Raw genomic sequence first — 12,942 nt, 5'->3', positions numbered from 1 at the left:
CAGTAGGCCCGTGTCACAACTCAGATGGTCAGCTGCCAGTCGGTCCAGCCGTCCACCGGGCGGAAGCCCAGTTGCTCGTTGATCCGCACCATGTGCGCGTTCTCGGCCGCGTTGAAGGTGTCGATCGCGCGTACCGCCGGCTCGTGGGTCAGCAGGTGACGCAGGTTCTCGATCTTGCCGAGCAGGCCGAGTCGCCGGCCGCGGTGCTCCGGGTCGACGATGGTGATCTGCTGGAACGCGTGCCAGTCGGCGGACGCGCCCACGTCGAGCAGCGTCCAGGCGACCAGCCGGCCGGACTCCTCGTGGCGTACCGCCGTGTGGTAGCGCCGCCGGCCGCGCGCGTCCAGCGCCCGCTCGGTGCCCCGGACCCGTTCGGCGTCCACCCGCTCCGCCTCCCAGTGCAGGTCGCCGATGGGTGAGTCGGTCATCAGCCGGCCGTCCAGGTAGGCGATGTCGGCCAGGTGTTCCTCCGGCGTCGCGCCGCGCCACTGGACGGTCCGGTAGCCCTGGGCGTGGCCCCGGGCCTCGGCGAGCAGCGCGTCCAACCCCGCCGGGTCGAGCCGGGTGGTGTCGAGCCGGCGCCGGATCTCGGCGAGCGCCGGGTGCGCGCCGAGGGCGGCCGCGAACGCGGCCCCGGCCGCCGGCCGGGGCGGGCCGCCGGGCAGCGCGGAGACCGCCATCCCGACCACCCGCTTGCGGCCCTGCTCGCGCAGCAGCCGTACGCCGTGCTCGTGCAACGCCCGGCCGACGCCGCGCCGACGGTACGCCGGGTGCACGATCAGGTCGGCGGTGGCGTTGTCGGTGTTGTCCAGTTGCGGCAGGTCGAGCGCGAGATAGCCGGCCGGTACGCCGTCCAGCCGGGCCAGCGCCCAGAGCGCGGCGGTGCCCGGCATCGGGTGCCGGACGCTGGCCTCGAACCGTCGCCGGCAGAACGGCGGGAAGTCGGGCAGGTCGGCGTCGTTGGCCGCGGCGCCGACCTGGTACGCCGCGTCGATCGCGGCCTGGTCGGTTGCCTCGATCGGCGCGATCGTGATGCTCATGCAGCGAGGGTGCGCCCGGGAACGACGACCGGGCCAGCGAATTTCGCCGGCCCGATCGGAGGTTGGTCGGGAGGGGCGCTCGCACAACGCCGCCGGCGTTGGGTCGTAAGGACTCGCAAGTCTTCCGGCGAAACGCCCTCCCGCACGGAGCATCTTGCGCCGTCCGGTTCCTACCGTCAAGTCCCCGACGGCGGGTTTTCCGCACCCAGAGCAAAAAGCCCGTTACCCGGCGGATCGGCCGCATCCCCCGTCCGGGTGATCCGCGCCTCCGGCGGGCGGCCGGGGCGCCCGGTCGGTGACCGACTCCGTTTTCCGGAGGTCGCGGTGTCCGAGCCGGCTGGACACCGCGACCTCCGGGACGTCGCGTCGAGCGCTCGCCCGGTCAGCCCGCTTAGCGGGCGGTTCAGCCGAGCAGGCCGGCGTCGCGGGCGGCGCGCAGCGAGGGCTTGATCCGGTGGGTCGGGCCGACCTGGCCGGCGACCGCGTCGAGGGTCTTCAGCCCTTCGCCGGTGTTGAAGACCACGGTCTCCGCGGCCGGGTCGAGCCGGCCCGACTCGACCAGCTTGCGCAGCACGGCGACGGTCACCCCGCCGGCGGTCTCGGCGAACACCCCGGTGGTACGGGCGAGCAGCCGGATGCCGGCCCGGATCTCGTCGTCGTCGACGTACTCCATCCAGCCCCCGGTACGGCGCACCGCCTCCAGCGCGTAGAGGCCGGCCGCCGGGTCGCCGATGTTGAGCGACTTGGCGATGCCGGTCGGCTTGACCGGGGTGATGGTGTCGGTGCCGGCGTGCAGCGCGGTGGCGATCGGGTTGCAGCCGGCCGACTGGGCGCCGAACACCTTCCAGCCGCCGGCCGGCGCCTCGACCAGGCCGATCTCGACCAGCTCGGCGAATGCCTTGTCGATCTTGGTGAGCAGCTCGCCGCTGGCCATCGGGATCACCACCTGCGCGGGGATCCGCCAGCCGAGCTGCTCGGCCACCTCGTAGCCGAGCGTCTTGGAACCCTCGGCGTAGTAGGGGCGCACGTTCACGTTGACGAACGCGGTGTCCTCGAACTCGTCCGTCTCCACCAGTTCGCCGCAGAGCCGGTTCACGTCGTCGTACGAGCCGTCGATGGCGACCAGCTCGCCGCCGTAGACGGCGGTGGTGACCACCTTGCCCTGCTCCAGGTCGCTGGGGATGAAGACCACCGACGGGGCGCCGACCCGGGCCGCGTGCGCGGCGACCGAGTTGGCCAGGTTGCCGGTGGAGGCGCAGGCGAACCGGGTGAAGCCGAGCGCCCGGGCGGCGGTCAGCGCCACCGACACCACCCGGTCCTTGAACGAGTGGGTGGGGTTGGCGCTGTCGTCCTTGACCCAGAGCGGGGCGGTGATGCCCAGCTCGGCGGCGAGGTGCGGGGCGGCGACCAGCGGGGTGAGCCCCGGGTCGAGGGTCACCCGGGCCGCCGGGTCCTGGCCGGCGGGCAGCAGCGCGGCGTACCGCCAGAGGTTGGCCGGGCCGGCCTCGATCTGCTCCCGGGTGACCTTGGCCAGCTCGGCGGTGTCGTAGTCGACCTCCAGCGGGCCGAAGCACTCGTAACAGGCGTGCTGGGCGGCGAGCGGGTAGCGGGCCGAGCAGGCGCGGCAGACCAGGGCGCGGGCGGGGCTGGCGGAGGTGTCGATGCCGGAGGCGGCGAGCGTCGACGTCATGTCGAGGAGTCCTCTCATCTTTCCCCGCATCGCACTCTGCGGCGGGGACGGAATTGGCACCTGCCCCGCCGGTCGCTCAGCGGTGAGCGCGCGGGGTGGTTGCCGGGGCGTCGTCGGGCCGTATCCCTCAGCCCCTCTGGATGAGGTATGCAGTTGTGCCGCCGAGTCTAAGCGCTCGCCCCGACGCGCCTCTGCCGGGTTCCCACGCTGTGAGCGGGCCGGCTACCGGCCGACCACGGCGACCGGGTCGACGACCGCCACCGGGTCCGCGACGGCCACCGCCTCGGCGTGGTTGGCCGGGCGCGGGCGGGCGGCCCGGCGGGGCCGGGTGGCCAGGTTGGCGGCGACCAGGGCGGCGATGGTGATAGCCACGCCAGCCAGCTCCACCGCGCCGGGCCGGTAGCCGCGGGCGATCTGCACCGCGAACGTGGTCACCGGCACCAGGTTCATGAACAGCGCCGCGTTGGCCGCGCCGAGCCGCTGCACGCCGGTGTTCCAGGCCAGCACCGCGACCACCGCGGCCACGATGACGGCGTACGCCAACTGCGGGGCGACCGCGACGAGGTCGGCGGCGGCCGGCGCGTGCTGCCAGCCGGCCAGGTCCGCCAGCACGCTGGCGGCCAGCATGGCGAGCGTGCCGGCGAGCGCGGTGAGCGTGGTGTAGCGCAGCGGCGACCAGCCGCCGAACCGGCTCCCGCCGTGCGTGTAGACCGCCCAGCCGAGCACCGCACCGATCGTCAGCACCGCGCCCACGCCGAACTCGCCGAGGCCGTCGAGCCGGCCGCGGGTGAGCACCAGACCGATGCCGGCCAGCGCCACCAGGGAGAGCGCGAAGAGCGCCGGGCGCGGGCGTACGCCGTCACGCGCCCAGCGGACCAGCTGGGTGACCAGCGGGATGGTGGCGGCGAAGAGCGCGATCTGCTGCGGGGCGGCCTGCCCGAGCGCCAGGTTGATCAGTAGGTTGAAGCCGGCGAACCCGACGACGCCGAGCACCACGATCTCGGTGGCCCGCCCGGCCGGCCGCAGTGCGCCGCCGCCCTCCCGGAACAGCAGCAGCGCGACCAGGATCGCGGTGGCCAGCAGGTACCGGGCGGTGGTCAGGTTGAGCGCGTCGACCCGGACCAGCGCGCTGGCCAGGACGGGGAACATCACCCCCCAGCTCAGCACGGCGACCAGGGGGAAGGCGGCGGCCCGAGAGCGCATCCTCAGCTCCTATGTTCGAGTATCGTCGAACCAACGTCACCGACCTTAGGAGCTTGTTCGACAAAAGTCGAACAAGGGTTACACTGGTCACATGGAGCTGCACGAACCCGAGTTGCGCGACGTGCCGGTCACCGCCGTGCTGGCCGCGCTGGCCGACGATGTCCGGCTCCAGATCGTCCGCGCGCTCGCCGAGGGCGGCGGCGAGTACGCCTGCGGCACCTTCGAGTTCGGCATCTCCAAGGCCACCCGCAGCCACCACCTCAAGGTGCTGCGCGAGGCCGGGCTGACCCGCACCCGGGTCGCCGGCACCACTCGCTTCGTCCGGCTGCGCCGCGACGAGCTGGACCGCCTCTACCCCGGCCTGCTGGACGCGGTCCTCACCGCCCCCACCCCCACCCCACCCACCCGCGACTGACCGCTGGCCCGCGTTTCCCGCCTCCGATCCCGGCCCGCCCCCGCCGGCACCAGCCGTTTCGGTCCGGCTGCGCCGCGACCATCTGGACCGCCTCCACCCCGGCCTGCTGGACGCGGTCCGCACCGCCCCGCCCCCCACCCGCCCTGACCGCCGGCCCCGCGCTCCCCGCCTCCGACCCCGGCCCGCCCCCGCGGCACCGGCCACTTCGCCCGGCTGCGCCGCGACGAGCTGGATCGCCTCCACCCCGGCCCGCTGGACGCGGTCCTCATCGCATCCACCCCACCCCAGCCACCGGACCGCCGGGCTTCCGGCCCCGGCCTTACTTCGCCTGCCGCATCACTGGCCTCGGTCGCACTGACCCCCGCGCGGCCCCGGACCCGGCCCCGCCACATCCGGCCTCGCTGTCTGGCCCTGGCTCCTCACCCCCCGCCTGCAGCGCTCGGCCTGGGCGGCCTCGCGGCCCGCGGCATACCTTCCGCAGTCCCTGTCGAGCTGCCCCACCAACGAGACCAGCCCAACGAACACCCCCATCCGGCCCTTCGAGCTGCCTCACCAACGAGACCAGCCCAACGAACACCCTGCCTGGCCCTGCTGCGCCGCCCCACCAACGGGACCAAGCCGACGAACATCTGCACGGGCCCTGTCGAGCTGCCCCACCAACGGGACCAAGGCGAAAGCGCTCGCTGGACCTGGCGGAGCTGATCCGGTCCGCGGAGTGCTCGTTTGTCTTCCTTGGGTGCGGTTGTTGTCGTTACGGCAACCACACAACTGCACCCAAGGCAGCCCACCCCCCCCGCCACGTGCCAAGGACGCCGCGCTGGCGAGGCCGGCGGGTACCCCATGTTTCGACAGCCGCCAGTGCCGCCGTCGCCGGGCGCAGGCGGCAGGCGGCAGGCGGCAGGCGGGTGCGGCAGGCGGCAGGCGGCAGGCGCAGGCGGCGGTAGGCGGCAGGCGGTGCATCGCCGCTGGCGCTGGTCGCGGCGCCGGTCATCACTGGCGACACCCACGCGCGGTTGCGGAACGAGCCTCGGGCGGAGGCGGAGACGGAGACGGAGGCGGACCCGGGGCCGCTGGAAGGCGGTGGAAGGATGGGTCGATGCTCCCGACCACCCCGCCGCCGAATCCTGCTCGCTGCCGTACCGCTCGCGGCGACGCCGCTGGCCTGCACGCCCGGCGACCACGCCGGGATGGTGGGAGGCCGGTCTCCCCCGTCCGGCGCGATCGGGGCGAGCCCGGACGGCGGCCGGGGCCCGGGAACCGCTCGCCCGAGTCGGGGGTCCGGGATCCGGGGCCACCGGGCCCTGGGGACCGAGGCCGCCAGGGCTGCGCGCTCGGCGGAGCTGGTGAACTGCGTACGGCGGCGTACCTGGTGCATCGCCGGCCACCCGCTTTGGTTGTCTGACGGCGACGGCGCGCCGATCCGGTCCAGGGTCGTGGAGGGGGCGAAGGGCATCACCCGGCTGGACGACCCGCCCCGGCCGCTGATCCCGCAACCGGGCGAGCGGGGCCCGTGCCGCCCCGCGTTCATAAATCCCATACCGACTCCGCCAGTGGTCGACCAACGGCGAGGCGCTGGAGGTGGTTTTCGGCCGGCCAGCCGCCGCAGGCCGTCGAGTTGGACGGCCCGATCAGACCTGGCAACACCGGCCGGGTCGGGGTCAGCGTCCGGAAGAAGGGCCACCGACCTCGGCGCCACGCCGTGACCCTGCCGGCCCCGGAAACGCCGGAGCCCACCCGGTCGGTGCCCTGTAGCCAGGACGAGACACTCCAGCATGGACTCCTCAAGTGCCAGGGCTGCTGGTGCCGAACGCCGGGCTGGACGGAGCACGACGCCCGAGCACGGACGTCGAGCACGCATCTGGAGCACGTGACGTCTGGAGCATCGACGCCCGAGTCATCGATCGAGCACGACGTCTCGAGTATTTATGGTGGCCTCGTGAAGGCCACCGGTTCGTGCTGGTGCTGCCGCCGGTCAAGGGTCACTCTATGGACCCTTGTCCGGCGTGGGCAGCTCCCCGAGGCGGTACGGCGACCGCGAGGTGTCACCGGAGACGGCGGAGCCGCTGGCGGTACCGGGGTAGAGCCAGTACGTGCCGACGACGTCCGCCACCACGCCGGTGGTGCCGGAGTGGTTGTAGACGTTGAACGCGTCGGTCGGACCGATCAGGGTGACGGCGGCGTTCGCCACCGTCTGCCCCGCCGCGGCGTTGAGGTTGCTGACGTCCGGCCGGTCGATGCCGGTGACGCCGTTCGGCCACAGCTTCAGGTAGGTGCTGGCGGTGGGGCTGACCGCTGTGACGTTCAGCGCCAGCGCCCGGGTGCTGTCGGTCACCACCGAGCCCGGCGTGGTGACCGTGCCGATCACGGCCGGGCCGGGGTTGGTCGGCAGGCCCTGGCCGATGCGGCTGTCCACGATCCGGGTCGGCGTCTTCGGGTCGAAGCGCAGCCCGTTGGCGAGACCACCGTCGTCGATGAAGCCGACGATGTCGACGATCACGTGACTGTCCTTGTGCGTGTAGACGCCGAACGTCGGCAACTCCGCGCCCCACGGGCAGTCGTAGCAGCGCCGTACGGGCACCACCGCGAGATTCGGCGTGACCGACCCGGTCGCGTAGTTGACCGTGGACGTCGGCGGTTCCGGCCACTCACCGTTCCAGGCGGTCAGGAACCCGCTGGCCGACGGCGACACCGCGGTGATGTTGACGACCACGGCCCGCATCCGCGCGTTGGCCTCGGGGCCGTAGTTCACCGCGAGCCGGACCTGGTCCCCGGCCGGCAGCTTGCTCCCCCAGTCGCTCCGGCTGTCGAAGAGCCGCAGCGGCGCGACCGGCTGCAACTGCCCGCCGACGCCGATGCCGTTCATGATCGGCGTGTTGTCGCTGGCGTAGTAGCCGACCACGTCGACGATCGCCTGGGTGGAGCCGGCGTGGTTGGTGATGGCGACCTTGCCGCCGGTGCCGACGGCCACCGTCACCGAGTTCGAGCGGACCCAGCCCGTGCCGAAGTTCAGCGACGAGGCGGTGGGCTTCGCCCGCCCGGCCGGGTACACGGTCAGGTAGCTGGACGCCGTCGGCTCGGCGACGGTCACGTTGAGCACGACCGCGCCCACCCCGGCCGACGGCACGCCGCCCCGCCCGGTCACCTGGAGGTTCACCGTGCCGTTCGGGCCCAGCTTGGCCTTCGGGGCGCCGTTGCCGGTGCGCGTGTCCATGATCCGGGCCGGCGTCAGCGGGTAGTAGGTGCCCGTCGCGCCCACCACGCCGTTGAGGGTCAGCGGCACGGTACGGGGATTGGTGAGGCTGTCGTTCGGCAGCTGGAGGGTGGCGCTGCGGGCGCCCCCGCCGGCGGCCTTGGCGACCACGTCGACCCGGCAGGTCTGGTTCTTCGCCAGGGTGGCGCCCTTGCAGGTGTCGGCCTTGACGGCGAACGACGAAGCGTCGGTGCCCCCGATGGTGGCGGCGCCGAAGGTGACCGGCGTGTCACCGGTGCCGGTCACGGTCACCGACTGGGTGCCGCCCGTCTCGGCGATGTACTGGTCACCGAAGGCCAGCGACGCCGGGGCGACGCTGACCGTACGCGGGTCGACGCCGTTGACGCCGAGCTGCACCATCCGCTCGCCGACGACGGTGTTGTCGGGGAGCACCAGCAGGTTCCACTCGCCGCCCAGCTTGGTCGGCCGCACGCTCACCGTGACGGTGCACGTCTCGCCGGCCGCCCGGGTGGTGCCGGAGCAGGTGTCGGCCGTGATCGAGTAGGCGCCCGGGGTGTCGAACCGGGCCGTGCCGTACTCCACCGGGTCGGAGCCCATCGACCGTACGGTGATGGTCCGGCTCGCCGCCGGACCGCCGACGAGCCGGTCCCCGAAGTCGTGCGACATCGTGTCGGTGCCGGCGGCGGCGTAGCCGACGGTCGAGTTCCACCGGATCTCGCCGAACAGGTCGTGGCGGCTGGAGCCGCACGAGATCACGTAGTAGGCGGCGAACGAGGTGAGCCGGTCGGTCCCGGCGTCCCGGGTGGCCTCGCTGACGGAGAGGTAGCCCGGCGTCTCGGTGCAGGTGGCACCGTTGTGCGCGACGTCGATGAAGGCGAAGTCCTCGGCGCCCTCGACGCCGGTCAGCTCGTAGGTGGTTCCGGCGGTCCAGGTCTCACCGCTCGGCGGGGCCATCCGGAACGTCCAGGCGTCGCCGGCCTGGTCCGCGCGGAGGTTCAGCGCGTCGCCGGCGCCGGGCGTGACGGTGAAGGCGGCGCCGCCGGCCTGGTCGAAGACCCGCGACCCCTGGTGCCACCAGGAGAACGGGTTGCCGTCGACGGTCAGTGCGGTGTACGGCGCGGCCGGCGCCGCGGCGGCGCCGGCGGGAGTGGCCACCGCCGTCACCGCGACCATCGCGGTGATGGTGCCGATCACGGCACCCCGAAAGGTACGCAAGAAGACCCCGTCTCGTTGTGCAGAGCGAAATGCCAGCGGACCGTAGATCATCGATCCGTCGGCGGGCAAGACGGGTCGGGCAGGTCTGCCCGAAGGGGCCGGGAGATCATCCGGTCGGCGCGGCGGCGACCGCTACGACACCACGTCCTTGCGGGTGAACCGCCAGAAGGCCAGCCCCCAGAAGAGCGTCGCGTAGCTGATCGCCGAGATCGATCCGCGCACCACGTCGTCGGTCTGCACCGGCGTGGAGAGCAGCCCCAGCCAGGCGGTGCTGTAGTGGGTGGGCAGGAAGGCGCGCAGCGCGCCGAGCGCGGTGATCTGGTCCAGGATGCTGGAGAGGATCCAGAGCAGCACCGCACCACCGACCGCGCCGAGCGCGGCGTCCGTGGTGACCGAGAGCAGGAACGCCAGCCCGGCCACCACCAGCAGGACGACCGCCAGGTAGCCGAGTACCGCCAGCAGCCGCAGCAGCCCCTCCCCCGGCTCCAGTTGCGCGGCGACCGTGCTGCGCAGCGGCTCCCAGCCGTAGCGCAGGGTGCCGATCAGCAGCGCGGTGCCGGCGAGCAGCAGCAGCGCCAGCGCCGAGTACGCGAGCGCCACCAGCAGCTTCACCGCCAGCAGCCGGGCCCGGGGCACCGGGATCGCCAGCAGGTAGCGCAGGCTGCCCCAGCTCGCCTCGCTGGCCACCGTGTCACCGCAGAACAGCGCCACCACCACGACCAGCAGGAACGACGCGGAGACGAAGATGGTGAAGAGGGTGAAGTTCAGCCCGCCGGTGGTGGCGAACTCGATCAGGCTGCCGAACTCGCCGCGCCCGTTGTCGTCGTCGTTGCCGGAGTCGAACTGGAACGCGATCAGGATGATCAGTGGCAGCAGCACCATGAACCCCAGCGCGAGCTGGGTGCGCCGCCGCGACGCCTGGCGGCGGAACTCCGCGGCGAACGGCAGGGTGGCCGAGGGCCGGTAGCCCGGCGCCGCGCCGATCGAGCCGGTCCCGCGCGCGCCGTCCGACGTGACCTGAGAGCCCGCCATCACCGGTCCCCGCTTCCCCGTGAGTTCTCGCCCACCAGGGCGAGGAACGCGTCCTCCAGGCGGCGCCGCGGCACCACCCGGTCCACTCCGATCCCGGCCCGGACCAGCTCGGCCACCACCTCGCTGCGGGCGGTGCCGTTGGTGTCCACGACCAGCTGCCCCTCGCCGTCGGGCAGCACGCGCACCCCCTCCAGCCGGTCCAGCACGGTACGGGCGGCGTCCGGGTCGGTCACCTCGAACAGCACGCTCGGCGACTCGCCGACGATCTCCTCGACCGGGCCGGCGGCGACGATCCGGCCCTTGTTCACCACCACGGCGTGCGTGCAGGTCTGCTCCACCTCGGCGAGCAGGTGGCTGGAGACCAGCACCGCCCGGCCGTCGGTGGCGTAGCGCTGGAGCACCCGGCGCATCTCGGCGATCTGCGGCGGGTCGAGCCCGTCGGTCGGCTCGTCGAGCACCAGCAGCTCGGGCAGGCCGAGCATGGCCTGGGCGATGGCCAGCCGCTGCTTCATGCCGTGGCTGTACGTCTTGATCTTCCGGTGCACCGAGGCGCCCAGCCCGGCGATCTCCAGCGCCTCGTCGAAGTGCGCGTCCGCCACCGGCCGGCCGGTCGCCCGCCAGTACGCCTTGAGGTTCGCAAGGCCCGACAGGTGCGGCAGGAAGCCGGGCCCCTCCACCAGCGCGCCGATCCGGGAGAGCACCGGGGAGCCGGGCACCAGCCGGTGCCCGAAGACGTAGATCTCGCCGGCCGTCGGCTGGGTCAGCCCCATCAGCACCCGCAGGGTGGTGGTCTTGCCGGCGCCGTTCGGGCCGAGCAGGCCGACCACCTGGCCGGGGTGCACCTCGAAGTCCACGTTGGAGACGGCGACGAAGCCGTCCGCGTACTCCTTGCGGAGTTGGCGCACGGCCAGCGGGGTGTCCGCGTAGCCGGGATGGACGGAGCTGTCCTGGCGGCGGTGCCGGCGGCGGACCACGGCGACGACCACGACGAGCCCGACCGCGATCGCGGCGAGCAGGCCGGCCAGCACCCAGCGCCAGATCGTCGCGGTGGTGGGGATCGGCTCGCCGGTCACCGTGGGCAGGGTCACCGGCCCGTCGCCGGGGGCCACCGTGTAGACGGTCGGCTCGACCGGCGTGGCGTACGCCTGGTCGGAGGTGGCCACCACCACCCGGAGCCGGTGCCCGGCCTCGATCCGCCGGACGATCGCCGGCAGGGTCACCGTGACCGGCCGCGCCTCCTCGATCCGGCTCGGCAGGCCGGTGAGCCGGATCGGGGCGACCAGCCCGTTCGGCAGGGTGGCCGCGGCGCCCGGCTCGACGTCGTAGAGCTTGACGAAGAGCACCGCCTCGCCGGTCGGCGAGGCGACCCGGACCGACACGGTGGGCGCGCCGACCACGTCCACCGCCTCGTCCAGCGGCGCCGACTCGAACCGGGCGTGCTGGCCGGGCACGTCCCCGGCCACCCCGCCGAGCAGCGAGGAGAGTTCCCCGGCGAAGGGCACCGAGGAGATGGCGGCCGGGTTGCCGGCCGGCGGGTTGGCGATCGGCTGCGCCGGGCCGGCCACCGTGATCTCCCGGCGCGCGTCGCCGGCGGTGCCCGGGTAGTCGGCGGTGCGGTAGCCGGTGGCCACCAGGCCCCGGTCGAGGGCGTCGAAACCGGCGATCCGGGACCAGGTGAAGTCGTCGCCCGGGGCGTCGCCCTCGCCCCTGACGTAGTGGTCCAGCCACTGGATGGTCAGGTACCGCACCCGGTCGGTGTCGGTCTTCGGTCCCTCGCCGCCGTCGTGGCCGCCGGTGAACCAGGCGACCCGGACGGGGGTGCCGGCCGCGGCGATGCCGCGGGCGTTGGCGTCCGCCTCGCTGAGCGGGAAGAGGGTGTCCGCCTCGCCCTGCACCAGCAGCGTCGGCGCGGTGATCCGGTCCAGCACGCCGGCCGGGCTGGAGCGGCGCAGCAGGTCCACGGCGGCCTGGTCGGCCCGGCCGGTGGTGGCGATCCGCAGGTACGCGGCGCAGACGTCGGCGGCGAACCGGCCGCAGGACGGGTCGGCGGCCCCGGCCGGGGCACCGCCCGGGCCGGTACCCGGCCCGGCGCCCGGCCCCGGAGCGGGCGGGCCGGCGGACGCCGGGGCACCCTCCGGCTGGGCGGCGGCCGTCCCGGAGAGCCCGGCCGGCCCGGTGCCGACGCTGCCGCCCCCGCCGAAGAAGAGTCCGGCCCAGCCCTTCTTGAACACCCCGTCGACGGGCTCCCGGCCGGTGCTCTCCGGCAAAAACGCCCGGGACAGGTCGTTCCACGTGATCATCGGGACGATCGCGTCGACCCGCCGGTCCCGCGCGGCGAGCAGCAGCGCCAGGCCGCCGCCGTACGAGCCGCCGACCACGCCGACCCGGGGGTCCCCGGCGCCGTCGGTGCGGATCTCCGGCCGGGCGGCCAGCCAGTCCAGCAGGCGCTCGGCGTCGCGGACCTCGTAGTCGGGGTGGTCCAGGTGGATCTGCCCGCCGCTGCGACCGAAGCCGCGGGCGGTCCAGGTCAGCACCGCGTAGCCGCGCCCGGCGAACTCCTCGGCGTCGGCGCGCACTGAGTCCTTGGTGCCGCCGAAGCCGTGCGCCAGCAGCACCGCCGGCACCTTCCGGGTGGCCGAGGCGTCCTCGGGCAGGTAGAGCGTGGTGTCCAGGTCCACCGGCTGGTCGCCGGCCGGTCCGGAGCGGACGGTGAGCATCGCGGCCTCGGTGCGTACCGCCGCCTCCCGCGGCCACACCGCCCAGGTGACGGCGGCGGCGAGCAGCACGACTGCCGTCGAGGCGGCGACCACCCGACGGCGGCGGGTGGGCAGGGCACGCCGGATCCGCGCGGCCGACAACGGCGATCTCATGCGGCACACGGTACGGGCCGGAGGCTGAGCGTTGGCTGAGATCCTCCGTACGTCCGTCCGGTTGCCCCGATCGGCGTCCGGTGCGGTGCGTCCGCGCAACGTCCAGTCCCGTCCCAGCGCGGCGAATTCGGATCACGTGAATTCGGATCTTCGGCGGAAACCGCACCGATCCATCCATGTCACTTCACGAATCGCACGGAGCGTGCTCGTCGGCTGCGCGTGACGTGACATGGCGCGAAGTGACGCGAAGCCGACTGATTGACGGG

Annotated in this window: 7 protein-coding genes and 1 riboswitch; of the genes, 1 reads left to right on the top strand and 6 read right to left on the bottom strand. The window is 73.7% G+C overall.

The genetic code is table 11. From position 1 onward, the window contains the following. Nucleotides 1-20 precede the first annotated feature (20 nt). The 3 genes from Q3W71_RS19360 to Q3W71_RS19350 form a co-directional block, all read right to left on the bottom strand. Nucleotides 21-1,040 (bottom strand): GNAT family N-acetyltransferase, encoded by a 1,020-nt coding sequence (locus Q3W71_RS19360; RefSeq protein ID WP_302920754.1) that lies wholly within the window; start codon nt 1,038-1,040, stop codon nt 21-23. 403 nt (nt 1,041-1,443) lie between these two features. Further along, a complete protein-coding gene (gene thrC, locus Q3W71_RS19355) occupies nt 1,444-2,730 on the bottom strand; it encodes a threonine synthase (protein WP_302920753.1) in 1,287 nt (428 codons plus the stop codon). An 11-nt stretch (nt 2,731-2,741) separates the two neighbouring features. Then, a riboswitch (SAM riboswitch) is annotated at nt 2,742-2,877 on the bottom strand. A 75-nt stretch (nt 2,878-2,952) separates the two neighbouring features. Further along, a complete protein-coding gene (locus tag Q3W71_RS19350) occupies nt 2,953-3,933 on the bottom strand; it encodes a DMT family transporter (protein ID WP_302920752.1) in 981 nt (326 codons plus the stop codon). A gap of 91 nt (nt 3,934-4,024) precedes the next feature. On the opposite strand from Q3W71_RS19350, the gene Q3W71_RS19345 reads away from it, so the two are divergent. Further along, on the top strand, nt 4,025-4,348 hold the full coding sequence (locus Q3W71_RS19345; protein WP_302920751.1) for a helix-turn-helix transcriptional regulator: 324 nt from the start codon (nt 4,025-4,027) through the stop codon (nt 4,346-4,348). A 1,984-nt stretch (nt 4,349-6,332) separates the two neighbouring features. Here Q3W71_RS19345 and Q3W71_RS19340 read toward each other — a convergent pair. From Q3W71_RS19340 to Q3W71_RS19330, 3 genes are all read right to left on the bottom strand, one after another. After that, a complete protein-coding gene (locus Q3W71_RS19340; RefSeq protein WP_302920750.1) occupies nt 6,333-8,753 on the bottom strand; it encodes a choice-of-anchor D domain-containing protein in 2,421 nt (806 codons plus the stop codon). Nucleotides 8,754-8,906: 153 nt separating this feature from the next. Beyond that, nucleotides 8,907-9,806, bottom strand: coding sequence for an ABC transporter permease (locus Q3W71_RS19335; protein WP_302920749.1), 900 nt, complete (start codon nt 9,804-9,806; stop codon nt 8,907-8,909). Continuing rightward, on the bottom strand, nt 9,806-12,676 hold the full coding sequence (locus Q3W71_RS19330) for an alpha/beta fold hydrolase (protein WP_302920748.1): 2,871 nt from the start codon (nt 12,674-12,676) through the stop codon (nt 9,806-9,808). Before Q3W71_RS19330 ends, Q3W71_RS19335 begins: the two co-directional genes overlap by 1 nt. Nucleotides 12,677-12,942: the final 266 nt, after the last annotated feature.

Source organism: Micromonospora sp. C28SCA-DRY-2, assembly GCF_030519475.1.
Taxonomy (GTDB): domain Bacteria; phylum Actinomycetota; class Actinomycetes; order Mycobacteriales; family Micromonosporaceae; genus Micromonospora.
This window is presented reverse-complemented; position numbering and strand designations above follow the sequence as displayed.